Genomic DNA, 14,743 nt, shown 5'->3' with positions numbered 1-14,743 from the left:
CATGCCCGCGACCCCAGGAAGGGACCCCCCGATGCCCGAGTCGACCCCCTCGAACGCCCCCGCCGCGCCGGCAGCACCGACCGCCCCGGCCGCGCCCACCGCCCCCGCGACGCCGGCCGCACCGCAGAATCCGGCCCCGGCCGCGCCCGTCGTTCCGGCCGCGCCTCAGACCCCCGCCGCGCCGGCGCCGGCCGCGCCGACCGTCCCAGAGACGCAGGACATCACGAGCCTGCCCCAGTGGGCCCAGGACATGATCAAGGGCGCCCAGCAGCCCGCCGCGGCCCCGCAGGCGCCCGCCGCGCCGGACGCGCCCACGCCGCAAGGCCCGGCCGCCGAGGGCGACGTCAACCGTCTGCCGAAGTGGGCGCAGCAGGCCGTGACCGGTGGACAGGACGCCGCCCGGCAACTCGCCACGCAGTCCGCCGTGATCGCCGCCGCCCCGGCCGCCGGCGCCGACGTTTCCCGTCTGCTCGACTCCCGGTCGTTCATGGACGCCATGGCGCAGGTCAACCCCGCCGACCCGAGCGCCGTCACGGCCGCCGTCACCGCCGCCGTGCAGGCAAACCCGCACCTCGCCGCCGTCGCCGGCCCGGCCCGCGGCGGCGCAGCGTTCGACGCCGGCCCGGCCAGCGACACCAAGCCGACCACGCTCGACCAGGCTATTGCCGCGCGTCTCGCCGCCGGCTGATCACCCCACCCCCGGCCCAACCGGGCCCGTAGACAGGAGCACCGCCCATGCCCGCCGTTTCTCTGGCCGAGGCCAAGAACAACGCACAGGATGACCTCGACGTGCAGGTCATCGACGAGTTCCGCAAGTCGTCCGCCGTCCTCGATTCCCTCCAGTTCGACCAGGCCGTCAATCCGGCCGGCGGGGGCGCGACCCTCACGTACGGGTACCGACGTCTGATCACCCAGCCGACCGCGAGCTTCCGCGCGCTCAACAGCGAGTACACCGACAGCAACGTCACCACCCAGAAGTACAGCGTTGACCTCGCCGTCCTCGGTGGATCGTTCTCGGTCGACCGCGTGATTGCGCAGATTGGCCCGGCCGCGTCGGGGTCCGTCGCGCTGAACATGGCGCAGAAGATCAAGGCGACCTCGACGCAGTTTCAGGACGCCGTGGTCAACGGTGACGTCGCGGTCGACGCGAACGGCTTCGACGGCCTCGACAAGGCGCTCACCGGCACCGACACCGAGTACCGCGCCGCCCAGGTCACCGACTGGTCGAACTTCGACACGAACCCGGCCACGGTGCACCAGGCGCTCGACGCCCTCGACGAGTTCCTGTCTCTGCTCGACGGTGCGCCGACCATCGTTCTCGGCAACGCCAAGGCGCTTGCCCGCGTGCGCGCCGCCGCCCGCCGCGCCGGCATGTACACCCGCAACCCCGTCGACGGCCTGCTCGGCGCCGACGGCCGGCCGATCGAGCGCGAGCAGTACGGCAACATCGTGTTCGCCGACCCGGGCGCCAAGGCCGGCACCAACAACCCGATCATCCCCGTGGAGAACCGGACCGTGGGCGGCACCGCCGCGACCAACCTCACGGACCTCTACGCCTACCGGGCCGGCCTCGACGGCTTCCATGCCGTGGCCACCGCCGGCGGACAGATCGTGTCCAGCTACCTGCCCGACTTCACCACCGCCGGCGCCGTCAAGCGTGGCGAGGTCGAAATGGGCCCGGTCGCCGTTGCGCTCAAGGCGACCAAGGCCGCCGCCGTGTTCCGCAACATCAAGGTGGCCTGACCATGGCGACCATCACCGCGCCCGTTCAGGGCTACAACGGGCCCGGCGTCGGTGGCGTCATCTTCGAGGACGGCCGCGCCGAGACCAGCAACCCCGCCGTCATCGCCTACGCGAGACGTCACGGGTACGACGTCGAGGGCGACGAGGACGGGCCGCAGGACACCAAGCCTCCGGCCCGTTCCGCGTCCAAGGCCGAATGGGTCGCCTACGCCCTCACGCAGGGCGCCGACGAGGCCACCGCCGAGCAGCTCACAAAGGAGCAGCTCACCGAGCAGTACGGGGGGTGAGCTGTGGTCCGCGTCTACGCCACCCCCGAGCAACTGGCGGCATGGACCGGGCAGCCGGCCCCCACGGACGCCAGCCGTCTCCTCGCCCGCGCATCCGAGGACATCGACGAGGCCCTACTCACCGCCGTCTACTGCACCGACGCCGCCGGCATGCCCACCCACCCCGAGGTGACACAGGCCCTGTCGGACGCCGTCTGTGCGCAGATCGAGTATTGGCAGGAGACCGGCGACACCGGCACCGGGGCCGCCGGCCGCTGGACTTCCGTAAGCCTCGGCCCCGTGTCCCTGTCCGGGCCCCGCGGCGGGCCCACCTACCCGGGCGCCGTCGACCTCGCCGACCGCGCGCACCGCGCCCTCAACCGCGCCGGCCTGCTCCCGGGGGTGATCGGCGAGTGCCCGCACTGCCACGGTGGCTACTAAGGCACCGGATCACCGTCGAGGCGTATCTCGGCACCAGCGCCTACGGCGCCCGGTACGCGGCCGGCGAGGAAGTGCGCGCCCTGGTCACCGGCACCGTCAAGCGCGTGCGCGACGCGACCGGCGCCGAGGTCGTCAGCACGGCGCAGGTCTACGCCGCCCCGGGCCTCACCGCGCCGCCGGGGTCCCGCATCACTCTCCCGGACGGGCGCACCACCACCGTCATCAGCCTGACCGAGCACACCGCCCCGGGCCTCGGCGCCCCTGAATCAACGGAGGTGATGTGCGAATGACCCAACGCGGACGTATCACATGGAACGGCGCCGCCGCCCTCGGCCGCATGCGCGAGGGCGCGTTGCGGGGCGTCCAACTCGGCGCCGAGCACCTGTTGCAGGTCTCCCGCGGCCGAGTACCGATCGAGGAAGGCACGTTGGAGCGTTCCGGCGTCGTCTCCGTCGACGAGCAGTCCGTCACGGCCGCCGTCTCCTACGACACCCCGTACGCCGTCCGGCAACACGAGGAACTGACCTACCGCCACGACCACGGCCGGACCGCGAAGTATCTGGAAGGGCCGTTGCACGAGGAGAACAGCGCAATCACAGAGATCATCGCCGCGCAGGTCCGGCGGTCCCTGCGGTGACCTTCCTTGTTGACCTTGTGGACGGGTTGGCGAAGACGCTCGACGCCGCCGGCGTCGCCACCTACCGGCCCGATGGCGTGTACAAGGCGACTGAAACCGCCATCACTGACACCGTCATGCCGGATAGCCCAGACCGCGCCGTTGTCCTGACCGTCTACGACTCGGCCAACGCGCAGAACCTCACCGACACCACCGTCTACGTGCAGGTGCGCACCCGCGCCGGCCCCGACCCGCGCGAGGTCGCCGCCCTCGATGACGCCGTGTTCGACGTGCTGCACAACTCCGGCCCGTTCCTGTTCGGCACGGCCCGAGTCGTGCTGATCACCCGCCAGTCCGCCGCCCCGCTGGGCGCCGACAGTCTCGGCCGGTTCGAACGGAGCAGCAACTACGCCGTGCGCGCCCACCGGCCGCACCCACGACTTGAGTAGGAGGACCGTCCCGTGTCCACCCCCGTACAGCCGGCCGAGACCGAGACCGCGCTCGCGCGCCGGTACCGCCTCGAACTCGATACGAGTTCGACGAGCACCCCGTCATGGGTGATCGTGCCCGGCATTCAGGAGTTCGATCCGGCGGTCGACCCGACGCAGCAGGATTCCACCACGTACGAAGACAGCGGTTGGGCCGACAGCACGGTCACTCAGCTTGCGTGGTCGATCGAGCTGACGCTGTTGCACCGCTACCACCCGACCACGAAGGCGTTCAACGCCGCTCAGGAGAAGTTGAGGCTTGCGGCCGAGAGCTTCGGCAGTGGCGCGACCGTGCACGTGCGTTGGTACGACCGCGAGGGCCGCGCCGACGCCTACGAGGGCCGCGCCCTGGTGACGTGGGACCCCGACGGGGGCGCCACCGATGACCTCGACTCGGTGGGTGTCACGCTCACCGGCAAGGGCGCGAAGACCGCGATCACCAACCCGCTCGCGGGGAGTGGTTCGTAATGGCCTTCAAGGAACTTGGCAACCTGCTCGACGACTCACTGTCTCTGCCGATCAAGGGCAAGGTCTACACGGTGCCCGCCCCGTCCGCGGCGACCGGTCTGCGGGTGCAGAGCATCATGCAGGCCGCCGCCGCAGCCGCGGACGGTGGCGAGGTCGACCGCGAGATGTTGGCCGATGCCGCCGAGCGCGACATGTACCGCGACGTCCTGGGCAGCGCGCACGCCGAGATGGTCGCCGATGGCGTCGAGTGGCCCACGCTCAAGCACGCCGCCGTCACAGCCATGGTGTGGATCATGCAGGACAAGGACCGCGCCGAGGCCTATTGGAACTCGGGCGGCGACCCTTCTCGTCTGGCCCCGAACCGGGAGCAGCGCCGCAAGGCCCCATCGGCCGCGGCGAGTTCGACCCGGTCTCGGGGCTCTACGAGTGGTACGAGACCGCGCCCGGACAACCGCCGCGGCGCAAGGGGCAGCGGCGCGCGCCGCAAGTGACCTGGGCCCAACTCCTCGACGAGTGGCCCCTGATCGAGGCCGACCTACACGAGATATACGGCCTCGACGTCGGAGCGCCCGGCCTGCTCGATAACCGCTCCTGGCGATGGCTCCGCGTGCGGATCTTCGGCCTACTGTCCGCCGACAGCCGCATCAACCGCCTGTTCAACCCGCCCCCGGCACCGCCCAAGGCGAAGCCGAAGCACACCCACAACTGAACACCGCCGCCCACCGCGGCCCCCCTTGATGAGGAGGCCCGCGTATGGCGCTCACCGTCGGCGAGCTGGCTGCCACGATCACCGTCGACGACAGCGAGGCCGAGCAGGGCCTCGACAGCTTCCGAAACCGTCTGCGCACCGCCCTCGCCCGGATCACCGACCGCGCCCGCGCCGGCGGCGAGGACGCCGGCAGCGCGCTCGGCGACGGCCTCGACGAGGCCGCGGGCGACGGCGCCGAGGAAGCCGGCGACACCCTGACGGGCAAGCTCAAGGGGCTCGCCATGGGCGTCGTGGGCGGAGCACTCGGCGCCGCCCTCATGGCCGGTCTGACCGAGGCCATGGACCAAGGACAGATCACGGCCAAGCTGGGCGCACAGTTAGGGGCGACGCCGGCCGAGGCGAAGAAGTACGGCGAGATAGCCGGCGAGCTGTATTCCAATGCCGTCACCGAGGATTTCCAAGGCGCCGCGGACGTAATCAAGGCGACCATGGGCGCCGGCCTGCTCCCGCCGGACGCGACAAACGCGCAGATCGAATCGATATCGACGAAGGTCGCCGACCTCGCGAACACCTTCGATCAAGATTTGGGCGGTGTCACCAACGCCGTTTCTCAGATGCTGCGTACCGGCCTCGCATCGAGCGCCAACGAAGCATTCGATATCCTCACGGCCGGATTCCAGTCGTCGGCAAATAAGGCCGATGACCTAGTCGACACCTTCAACGAATACGGCACGCAATTCCGTAAAGCGGGATTGGATGGCGCGACGGCCGTTGGCCTGATGAATCAGGCGATCCAAGCGGGTGCCCGTGACAGCGATATCGCCGCGGACGCCATCAAGGAATTCTCTATCCGCGCGGTCGACGGCTCCGCGACTACGGCCGCCGGTTTTCAGGCACTCGGCCTGAACGCTCAGGACATGGCCGCGAAGTTCGGCAAGGGCGGCAAGTCCGCCACCGCGGCACTGGACACCACCCTTGACCGACTCCGCGCGATCAAGGACCCGGTACAGCAGAGCGCCGCGGCAACCGCCCTGTTCGGAACGCAGGCCGAAGACCTCGGTAAAGCGTTGTTCGCGATGGACCCGAGCACCGCGGCAAAGGGTCTCGGCGACGTAGGCGGCGCGGCCGACAACCTCGGCAACACCCTGCGCGACAACGCCGGCGCACAGCTCACAGCCTTCAAGAATTCGATGCAACAAAACCTCGTCGAATTCCTCGGCAACAACGTCGTCCCGATCTTGACAGACTTCTTCGGTTTCGTCGGCAAGCACAAAACCGAGTTCACCGTCGCCGCCGTAGTAATCGGCGCCGCGTTCGCCGCTATCGGCGCGGCGGCGACAATCGCCGGCGCACAGATGGCCGCGGCATGGATTGCGGGTCTCGGCCCGGTCGGCTGGATCGGCATGGCCATTGCCGCCCTGGTCGTGCTGGTCATCACCTATTGGGACCAGATCAAACAGTGGACGCTCAACATCTGGGATTGGATCGTCGGCAAACTGATCTGGGCCAAGGACGCGATGGTCAGCGCGTTCATGGACTTCACACTGATCGGCCTACTGATCAGCCATTGGTCGTCGATTCAGAAGACCGCGGTTCAGTGGTGGACAGCCATCGTTGATTGGGTCAAGAGCATTCCCGGACTGCTCTACAAGGCGTTTCTTAACTGGACGCTACTCGGCCTGATCGTCAAGCACTGGTCGGCGATCAAAACGGCCACCGTGACCAAGGCCATGGAAATGGTCGACTGGGTTCGGGGCCTGCCCGCGAAGATCTCGAACGGGATCGGGTCCCTGAAGACCCTTCTCACCGGCAAGGGAACGGACGTCGTCCGCGGCCTGTGGAACGGCATCGTGTCCATGGGCAGCTGGCTCCGAAACAAGATCATCGGTTGGGCCAAGGACGTCATCCCCGGACCGGTCGCCAAAGCCCTGGGCATCGCGTCGCCCTCCAAGGTCATGGCGCGCGAGGTCGGTCGGTGGATTCCCGCCGGCGTCGTCGACGGCATCGAATCCGGCTCCGGCGCGGTCGACCGGGCCATGTCCAACCTCGTGTCCGTACCGACCGCAGGACAGGCCACGGCCGCGAACGTGGCCGCGCAGACCGCGAGCGCGAGCAGCAGCTCGGGCGCGCGCCCGGTCGTCACCTTCACCTCAGACGGCTCCCGCGTCGGTGACTTCCTGCTGTCGGTATTCCGCGACGCGGTCAACGTCCGCGGCGGAAACGTCCAGTTCGCTGTCACAGGAAGGAGCGCGTAACCGTGGCATTCCCCGACACCCCGCTCAGCCTCAAGGGCGAGTTGCGCATGGGGCAGACGTGGGTGAACGTCACCGGCGACCTGTACACCCGTGACCCGATCACCCACACGCGGGGGCGCCCGTACAAGTCGAACGCCGCGGACCCCTCGGCCTGCTCGGCGACGTTCCGCAACGTCGACGGCACATACACCCCACGCAACGCCGAGGGCACGTTCTACGGCCAGTTCAACCGCAACACCCCGTTCCGGTTCACCCTGCCCGGGGGCCCGGTCCATCTCGAACTCGCGGACGCCGCAGACTCGGCCACCACCCCCGACGCCGCAGCCCTCGACATCACCGCAGACATCGACGTCCGATGGGAGGGCGAAGCAGACTGGTACGCCGCCGGCGCTCAGTTCCTCATCGGCAAGTGGGGCACGGAAGGCAACCGCTCGTACAACCTGCGGCTTCAGAACGGGCGGTTGATTTTCAACACCACCAGCGCCGGGACCACCATCGACGGCGGCGGATACGCGAACCTGCCCGGCGACCTGCCGCGCCGCGCCGCGGTCCGCGCCACCATCGACGCCGACAACGGCGCCGGCGGATTCACCCTGCGCCTGTACTGGGCAACCTCCCTCGCCGGCCCATGGGTGCAGTTCAGTACCGACGTCATCGGCCCGGCATCCATCAGCATCTTCGCGGGCACCGCGCCGCTCTCGATCGCACCGCAGCAGGCCGGCGGCTCGACACCGGGCCGGCCCGTGGCCGGCACCGTGTACAAGGCCGAGATCCGCAGCGGCATCGGCGGCACGGTCGTCGCGGCCCCCGACTTCACCGCGCAGGCAGTCGGCGCGACGTCGTTCACGGACTCGGCCGGCCGAGTGTGGACGGTGGCCGCGGGGGCGCAGATCACCGACCGCATCACGCGGTTCGAGGGCGAAGTGCCGGAGTGGCCGGCGAAGTGGGAGACGTCCGGGCGGGATGGGTGGGTGTCGGTCAAGGCCGGCGGCATCCTGCGCCGGTTCGGGCAGGGCAAGAAGTCGCTTCAGTCCGCGCTACGGCGCCGTATCCCCTCCTACAAGCCGCTCGCCTATTGGCCGTTGGAAGATGGCGTCTCGGCGAGTCAGGCCGTCTCGCCGCTCGCCCGCATCACCCCCTTGAAGTTGCGGGGCGTGCGTTGGGCGCAGGACACCAGCGTTCCCGCCTCCGGCGCCCTGCCCGTGCTCAACCCCACCACGAGTGAGCCGTGCACGATGATCGGCCGGATACCGGCCCCAGTCAGCACGCCGACGGAGTGGGGCGTTCAGTGGCTGTTCCGCATCGACACCGTCAACACCACCATGCGCACCTATATGCGCGTGCTGTCCACGGGCACGGTCGCACAGTGGCTTCTCCAGGCCAACAACACCGGGTTCACGGTCATCGCCAGGGACGACGACGGCACCACCCTCACCACCAAGTCGTACGTCTGGGGAACCCTCTCCACCATCGCGGGCAAGTGGATCAAAGCCGAGTTCAACGTCGTACAGAGCGGCAGTTCCATCGCGTGGCACATGGGGTGGGTCACCTTCGACGGCAACGGAGTCGCCGCCAACGACTCGCTTACCGGAACGATCGGCCGCCCCACGGCCGTTGCCTCGCCGGCCGACGGCTACGCGGCCGACCTCGCCGGCATGGTCCTCGGCCACATCACCGCATGGCCCACGGCCGACAACCTCGGCTATGAGAACGCCATCACCGCATGGGCCGGCGAGAGTGCCGGGGCGCGCATGCGTCGCCTGTGCCAGGAAGAGGGCGTCTCCCTCGCCATCACTGGCAACCTCGCCGACACGGTGCCCATGGGCCCACAGCGCGCGCTCTCCCTGCTCGACCTGCTGCGCGAATGCGCCAACACCGACGGCGGGATCTTCGGCGAAACCGCCGACCGCCGGCAGCTTCTCTATCGGACGCGGGCGAGTCTGTACAACCAGACGCCGAAACTCGTCCTCGACTACGCGGCCGGCCACATCGCCCCGCCGTTCGAACCCGTCGAGGACGACACGATCCGCAACGAATGGACCGTGCAGCGAGACGGCGGCTCCAGCGGCACCGCGGTACTCGACGAGGGCGCCCTGTCGGTGCTCGACCCGCCCGACGGTATCGGCCTGGTCGACGACTCGGTCACGCTGAATCTGGCGACAGATGAGCAGACCGAGCCCATGGCGAACTGGCTCCTGCACGTCTCGACCTGGGACGACAGCCGGTACCCGTCCGTGACGCTGTACCTGCACAAGTTCCCTGAACTGATTCCGGGCGTCCTCGACCTGCACGAGGGCGACAAGATCCGCATCGTCAACCTGCCCAAGCGGTTCACCGGCGGGGGCACGGTCGATCTCCTGGTCGACGGGTGGACGGAAACCATCCTGCCGCGCGCGTGGACGATCACCTACACCTGCGCGCCGGCCGGCCCCTGGTCGGTCGCCGCCGCCGGCGATGTGGTGCTCGGCAAGGCGGACACCGACGGCAGCACGCTCGCCGCCGCGGTCGGTACGACCGACACGGTGCTCAGCGTGGCCGTGAACGCCGGCCTGCTGTGGACGCCAGACCCGGCGGAAGCCCCGTGGGATATCCGGGTCGGCGGCGAGATCATGACGGTTACCGCCGTGGGGCAAGTCCTCAACGACAACCCCGACTTCGAAGCCGGCATCACCGGGTGGACCGCGTTCGGCGGCGGCACCATCAGCACCTCGACCGCGCAGGCCAAGACCGGCACCCGCTCATGCCTGCTCACCACCAACGGCGCCGCAACACCCCGGTTCGAGGCGAAGAGCGTCACGGTGACCGCCGGCGCCCAGTACCGCGCGGCCGGCTGGGTGTACGCAGCCCAAGCGTTCGCCGCCGGCGTCTCGATCTCAGTCAACTGGTACAACTCCGCCGGCACGTTCCTCAGCACCACGTCGAACGCGCGCGTTCCTGGGGTTGGGGTGTGGGAGCTGTACAACAGCGTGTTCACCGCGCCGGCCACCGCCGCCCGCGCCGGCATCCTGCTCACCTGCGCCGGCACCCCCGCCGCCGGCCTGCTCATCTACGCCGACGGCATCCGCCTCATCCCCGTGACGTCGTACGCGTCCAGCCCGCAGGCAATGACCGTCACGCGCTCCGTCAACGGCATCGTCAAACCGCAGTCGGCCGGTACAGACGTGCGCCTCGCCTACCCCGCCACCGTCGCCCTGTAAGGAGGAGAGAGCGTGACCGCATGGCAGCCCGGCATGACCATCACCGCCGGCCGCCTCATGGAGGGACCCGACCCGGTCATCACCACAACCGGCGTCGTCGCCGCAACCGGGTTCACCCTGTCCAGCTTCGTCGGCCGCAAGTGCGGGGGAATCACACAGGTCGAGCTAGCGATCACCGTCGCCACCGACATTGCCGCCCCCTCGGCAAGCGAGAACATCGGCGACACCCTCGCGTGCACCCTCCCCGAGGGCTACCGGCCGCTCGGCGTCGTCTCGACCAGTTGGGGCGACGGCTCCCAAGCCGGCGAGGCCACCATCGGCACCACCGGCCTGGTGACCATCCGCAGCGTGGGCTACGCCACGGCCACCCCCGCCGGCCGCAACATCCGCATCTCCGAAACCTTCATCACCGGGCCCTGACCCAACCACCCCACCCGTACGCCCCGCGCACCGCGCCGGGCGTTTTCTCATGTCTGGAGGCATCCCCCTTGACCAGCACCTCGCGCGGTATCGACGTGTCCGCGTACCAGGCTGCACAGAACTGGACCGCGCTCAAGGCCGACGGCCTCACCTTCGCGTTCGCCAAGGCGAGCGAGGGGCAGAAGAGCCACGACACCCGATTCACGACCCACATCAAGGGCATCAAGGCCGCCGGCCTGATCGCCGGGGCGTATCACTTCGCGTGGCCGAACCAGTCCGCCGCCGCCGAGGCCGCGAACTACATCGCCGCCGTCAAGCCGTACGCCGGCCGCGGGTTCCTGCACTGGCTCGACCTCGAACGCTACGAGGACGGCCGCAACTACAGCGGGAAGACCGCCGCGCAGATCAAGGCATACGCCGCGGCATGGGTGGCCGCCGTGCAGAAGGCATTCCCGGGGCAGCGCGTCGGGATCTACACGAGCGCGTCGGACATCGCCGCCGGCCGCGTCCCGGCCGGCGTCCCCCTGTGGTACCCGGCGTACCCGGGCGCGAGCGTCGACACGTACGCCGAGGCCGAGAAGCACGCGCGGCCCGCGCCGAGTGGGCGAACGGTCACGTTCTGGCAGTTCACGTCCACCCCGCTCGACCGGTCCATCTGCTACCTGTCCCCCAGCGCGCTCAAGGCATGGGCCAAGGGCGAGGCCAACGAGGACGAGGCCAAGCCGTACACCCCGCCGGCGTTCCCGGCCGGCCTCGCCCCGAACAAGGCCAAGCCGTCCGCCGTGACGCTTCAGCGCGCGCTCAAGGCCGCCGGCTACATGCCCAAGGCCGTGCCCGAGTCGCCGCACTACGGCCCGCAGACGCAGGCCGGCGTGATCAAGTTCCACAACGCGCACCCTCAGTACCGCGCCGCGGGCAAGAAGTCCGACCCGGCCATCGGCCCGAAGGGTTGGGCGTACCTCTTCCGCCTCGCCTACGGCAAGTAGGCGCCCCTCCCGGCCCGGCACCGCGCCGCCGGGGCGGGCCCCGTACCTGCACTCTCCGAAACGAGGACCCCCTCATGAGCCCCGCCAACAAGCGCACCGTCCGCACCGTCATTCAGGGCGTCGTCATGTTCGCCGTCGCCCTCCCCGCCATCGTGAACGCCGCGGGAATCCCCGAGTCCCTGCCGTGGGTCGCGGGTGCCCTGGCCGTCGCCGCCGGCGCCGCGCGTGTCATGGCCCTACCCGCCGTCGAGCAGCTGCTCGACCGTGTTGGCCTCGGCCTGGTCGACGACGACCAGGGCGGTACCGCGTGACCCTGCCCACGCCCCCGCCCGAGTCAGTCGCCGTCGAGCTGGAGAAGCTACGCGGCACCATGGCTGAGGGGTTCGCCCGAGTCGATGGTTCCCTCGCCTTGCTCGTCCAGCGCGGCGACCAGACCGACCGGCAGCTCGCCGACCACGACCAGCGCCTCGACGCCCTCGAACGCGCCCGATGGCCCCTCCCGTCCGTCGCCGCTCTGGTCGCCATCCTCGGCCTCGCCCTGTCCGTCTGGCAGTTCGCCGCCGCCAAATAGCGGAATGCCCCCGTACGGCCACGAACGGCCGTACGGGGGCGTTCTCTGCGTTCGCAGGTCCTACGCCGCGGTGACCAGCTCCCGCGCCCGCTCCGTGAAGTCAGCTACCAGACGGTTACCGCCGAAGGGCCGCATGCGGCGCGTGAGATCCTGCACGGCCTCGACCGCCCTCGAACTCTTCACCTGGCCAGTGAGTCGCAGCGTACGCATGCCCGCCGCGTACGCAGCGTCAACGTCCCGCCGTTGCAGGTGGGACACGGCAAGCGCCGCTTGCGACATGGCGCCTCGGCGAGCCCTCTTCTGCATGCGCGCGTGGTCGATGGACCGGCGGGCGTGTTCCTCCGCCGACTCCGCATCGCCCAGGTCGCGGAAGGTATTGGCATGCTCCCCGTGGAGGTACGCGGGGTCGATGAACGCTGCCCACTCCGCTTCTTCGGCGAGGTCGATGCGTTCGGCCGCCCGTTCCGACTGCACGACCGCGTGAGCGGCCGCCGTCTTGTCGCCGAGAATGGCCAGTGCCCGAGCTTCCAGGCACCACAGGTCGGCGAGGCATGCCGGCGAGGTCGCCCTCGACAACCCCTGTCGCCCCGCCTGTGCCAGGCGCCGACCCTCGCGCGGGTCACCCAAGAGCGTTGCCTGATCGGCCATCCCTGCAAGGACATGCGCGCCCAGCGCAGCATTCCGCGATTCTTCGGCGAGGCGTAGCGACTGGATCAAGTAGCGCTGCGCAATCGCATGTTCGCCGTTGTCGTAGGCCATCCAACCTAGGAGATAGGTCTGTTCCGCAGCCGCCTCGCACAGCGCGTACCGCACCTGCTCGTCATGCGACCGGCGAAGCAGCGGATAGACGTGCTGGTTCATGTACTCGGCCAGCACCAGACGCCCGGACCCTCCTCCTTGGAAGATGTCCATTTGCTGAAACGTGCTGAACATGTTCCGGACGGCCGTCACGTCTTCCAGCCGCACGCGCGGCCCCGGCTCCGGTTCCTGATCAAGGGTGTTGAGTAGCCAGTCCCGCGAGGGACCGACCCCGGCCACCGCTGCGAACGGCGCGGCTGCAAGGAACTTCCGACGATCCACGTCAGCTCTCCCCAGGTCGGCGACGACTTCCACCGTAACCGCGAAACTGGGGTCGTAGGCGAGGCCGGCGTCGACCGAACTCCCCTCCCCGAGCCCCAAGTCGTACGTCGTCACGCGGAAGCCGAAGTGGTCGGAGAACACCGCGGCCAACAGATCCGGGATAGGCGCGCGGGGCGTTCCGCCTTCCAACCAGCCCCGAACCCGTGTTGCGTTCGTAGCAATGTTGGGCTGGCCCCACTCCCGCGCCTTCGATTGCACGCGCCGCGCGAGATCCTTCCGGCTGATCCCGGAACGCTCAAGCCAGTACGCAAGAGCCTCATTCGGTGACGTCATCCCCGCACCCTTCACGACTGTGGGTACCGAAAGCGACACCCTTCGACACCCCCCTCGACGGTACCCCGAGCCGCGCCGCGCGTGTTGCCTAGTCGGACGAACCATCCGGTCCGCGCCCTGGGCCGGGACGGTCAACCCGTAAGGGGAGACACATGATCGAACAACGACGGGCCACCGCGCCCGCCTGCTGTGCACCCGCTGACGGCCCCCCGCCGGTGCTGATCTTGGCTGGTGAGGCCGTGTCAGCCGGCGTCGCCCGAAAGTTCGTGCGCGATCACTTCGAGTACGAATTACCGGACGCGTCGGCCGAGTACATCGACGCGGTTGAACTGGTGACGTGCGAGCTGGTCACCAACGCCATCCGCTACGGCACGGCTCCCGGCGACTCAATGCGGGTCGAACTCGACGTCAACGACACCCGAACCCGAGTGGAGGTACAAGACCCTGTGAAGCGCCGCCCCCAGCAACGCCCCAAGTTACAAGAGAGCGAAGGAGGCCGCGGCCTGATCATCCTTGATGCCCTGTGCATCGATTGGGGAGTCACCGACGCACTGTCCGGCAAGACCGTATGGGCCGAGGTGAAGGCATCATGACCGCGCCGCCCCTCGACATACCCCCAGGCCCCGGATTCGTCGCCACCGTGACCGCCGCAACCGGCATCCATCGGAACGGCACGAAGGCAACCGCTCAGTTACTCATCACGCATCCCGGACCACGCCGCCAACACGAGACCCTCGAAACCGTCACGGAGGGCATGCGACGCCTCGCAACCGCGCTACACCTCGGCCCTGGTGATCAGCCTGCGCCACCCATCGGCAGACAGCTCATGCTCAGCCGTGGGCGCGTCGCGCTCGACTACGGACACGATCAATACGTGATGACGGTTCCGCAACCGTCACAGGACTGGTTAGCCCTGGTCTCCGTGGGTGCCGGTTGCCGTCTGTATCTCACGTTGGCTCCCCTCGCGCTGGGCGCCGACAGGGCCGAGACCATGCAGCACCTCACCGACAGTCTCGAACGCGGCCAGCTCATGTGGGGAACGACGTTCCTCCGCCGGCGCCTCAGCTGAACCGGCAGACGGGCCGCCCCGAGGTGGATTGGACCCCGGGCCGACCCGCTGAGGCCGAGCGTAACCGGCCGAGAGTCCCGCAAGTGCAAGCACCCACCACA

19 protein-coding genes are annotated in these 14,743 nt (G+C 69.3%); 18 read left to right on the top strand and 1 reads right to left on the bottom strand.

All coding sequences use genetic code 11. The features are described from left to right. Window positions 1-31 precede the first annotated feature (31 nt). The 16 genes from ACFY6U_RS22860 to ACFY6U_RS22785 all read left to right on the top strand — a co-directional run bounded on the left by ACFY6U_RS22860 (window position 32) and on the right by ACFY6U_RS22785 (window position 12,160). Window positions 32-688: a hypothetical protein gene (locus ACFY6U_RS22860; protein WP_390040874.1), complete on the top strand. Its 657-nt coding sequence runs from the start codon at window positions 32-34 to the stop codon at window positions 686-688. A gap of 47 nt (window positions 689-735) precedes the next feature. Next, window positions 736-1,743, top strand: coding sequence for a major capsid protein (locus ACFY6U_RS22855; RefSeq protein WP_388923370.1), 1,008 nt, complete (start codon window positions 736-738; stop codon window positions 1,741-1,743). 2 nt (window positions 1,744-1,745) lie between these two features. Then, window positions 1,746-2,030, top strand: a complete 285-nt coding sequence (locus tag ACFY6U_RS22850) for a hypothetical protein (RefSeq protein WP_390040872.1) — start codon at window positions 1,746-1,748, stop codon at window positions 2,028-2,030. Window positions 2,031-2,033: 3 nt separating this feature from the next. Then, the gene (locus ACFY6U_RS22845) at window positions 2,034-2,450 is read left to right on the top strand and encodes a hypothetical protein (protein WP_390040870.1); all 417 of its coding nucleotides are present in this window, start codon (window positions 2,034-2,036) and stop codon (window positions 2,448-2,450) included. Further along, a complete protein-coding gene (locus tag ACFY6U_RS22840) occupies window positions 2,423-2,740 on the top strand; it encodes a hypothetical protein (RefSeq protein ID WP_388923362.1) in 318 nt (105 codons plus the stop codon). Before ACFY6U_RS22845 ends, ACFY6U_RS22840 begins: the two co-directional genes overlap by 28 nt. Further along, window positions 2,737-3,087, top strand: coding sequence for a hypothetical protein (locus tag ACFY6U_RS22835; RefSeq protein ID WP_390040867.1), 351 nt, complete (start codon window positions 2,737-2,739; stop codon window positions 3,085-3,087). Before ACFY6U_RS22840 ends, ACFY6U_RS22835 begins: the two co-directional genes overlap by 4 nt. Window positions 3,088-3,104: 17 nt before the next feature. Further along, entirely contained in the window at window positions 3,105-3,515 is a 411-nt protein-coding gene (locus tag ACFY6U_RS22830; RefSeq protein ID WP_390041120.1) for a minor capsid protein, read from the top strand. Between the two features lie 12 nt (window positions 3,516-3,527). Further along, window positions 3,528-4,022, top strand: a complete 495-nt coding sequence (locus tag ACFY6U_RS22825) for a phage tail tube protein (RefSeq protein WP_390040865.1) — start codon at window positions 3,528-3,530, stop codon at window positions 4,020-4,022. Further along, a complete protein-coding gene (locus ACFY6U_RS22820) occupies window positions 4,022-4,513 on the top strand; it encodes a hypothetical protein (RefSeq protein ID WP_390040863.1) in 492 nt (163 codons plus the stop codon). The genes ACFY6U_RS22825 and ACFY6U_RS22820 overlap by 1 nt, the downstream gene beginning before the upstream one ends. Beyond that, window positions 4,510-4,731, top strand: a complete 222-nt coding sequence (locus ACFY6U_RS22815) for a hypothetical protein (protein WP_390040861.1) — start codon at window positions 4,510-4,512, stop codon at window positions 4,729-4,731. The genes ACFY6U_RS22820 and ACFY6U_RS22815 overlap by 4 nt, the downstream gene beginning before the upstream one ends. Before the next feature lie 44 nt (window positions 4,732-4,775). Beyond that, a complete protein-coding gene (locus tag ACFY6U_RS22810; protein WP_390040859.1) occupies window positions 4,776-6,986 on the top strand; it encodes a phage tail tape measure protein in 2,211 nt (736 codons plus the stop codon). A 2-nt stretch (window positions 6,987-6,988) separates the two neighbouring features. Continuing rightward, on the top strand, window positions 6,989-10,183 hold the full coding sequence (locus tag ACFY6U_RS22805; RefSeq protein WP_390040857.1) for a carbohydrate binding domain-containing protein: 3,195 nt from the start codon (window positions 6,989-6,991) through the stop codon (window positions 10,181-10,183). Between the two features lie 12 nt (window positions 10,184-10,195). Next, window positions 10,196-10,603, top strand: coding sequence for a hypothetical protein (locus ACFY6U_RS22800; RefSeq protein ID WP_390040855.1), 408 nt, complete (start codon window positions 10,196-10,198; stop codon window positions 10,601-10,603). A 68-nt stretch (window positions 10,604-10,671) separates the two neighbouring features. Beyond that, the gene (locus ACFY6U_RS22795) at window positions 10,672-11,589 is read left to right on the top strand and encodes a GH25 family lysozyme (protein WP_390040853.1); all 918 of its coding nucleotides are present in this window, start codon (window positions 10,672-10,674) and stop codon (window positions 11,587-11,589) included. A 74-nt stretch (window positions 11,590-11,663) separates the two neighbouring features. Continuing rightward, window positions 11,664-11,900, top strand: a complete 237-nt coding sequence (locus ACFY6U_RS22790) for a hypothetical protein (protein WP_390040851.1) — start codon at window positions 11,664-11,666, stop codon at window positions 11,898-11,900. Then, on the top strand, window positions 11,897-12,160 hold the full coding sequence (locus ACFY6U_RS22785; protein WP_390040849.1) for a hypothetical protein: 264 nt from the start codon (window positions 11,897-11,899) through the stop codon (window positions 12,158-12,160). Before ACFY6U_RS22790 ends, ACFY6U_RS22785 begins: the two co-directional genes overlap by 4 nt. 60 nt (window positions 12,161-12,220) lie before the next feature. On the opposite strand, the gene ACFY6U_RS22780 is transcribed toward ACFY6U_RS22785, so the two are convergent. Continuing rightward, window positions 12,221-13,573, bottom strand: a complete 1,353-nt coding sequence (locus ACFY6U_RS22780) for a transcriptional regulator (RefSeq protein WP_390040847.1) — start codon at window positions 13,571-13,573, stop codon at window positions 12,221-12,223. Window positions 13,574-13,725: 152 nt separating this feature from the next. Between ACFY6U_RS22780 and ACFY6U_RS22775 the strand changes: the two genes are divergently transcribed. Both ACFY6U_RS22775 and ACFY6U_RS22770 read left to right on the top strand, forming a co-directional pair. Then, window positions 13,726-14,166 carry an ATP-binding protein gene (locus tag ACFY6U_RS22775; protein ID WP_390040845.1) on the top strand — a complete coding sequence of 147 codons (441 nt, stop codon included), beginning with the start codon at window positions 13,726-13,728 and terminating at the stop codon, window positions 14,164-14,166. Further along, complete coding sequence (locus ACFY6U_RS22770; protein ID WP_390040843.1) at window positions 14,163-14,642, top strand: hypothetical protein; 480 nt, start codon at window positions 14,163-14,165, stop codon at window positions 14,640-14,642. The genes ACFY6U_RS22775 and ACFY6U_RS22770 overlap by 4 nt, the downstream gene beginning before the upstream one ends. Window positions 14,643-14,743 lie beyond the last annotated feature (101 nt).

The organism is Streptomyces sp. NPDC013157 (genome assembly GCF_042899865.1).
Taxonomy (GTDB): domain Bacteria; phylum Actinomycetota; class Actinomycetes; order Streptomycetales; family Streptomycetaceae; genus Streptomyces.
This window is presented reverse-complemented; position numbering and strand designations above follow the sequence as displayed.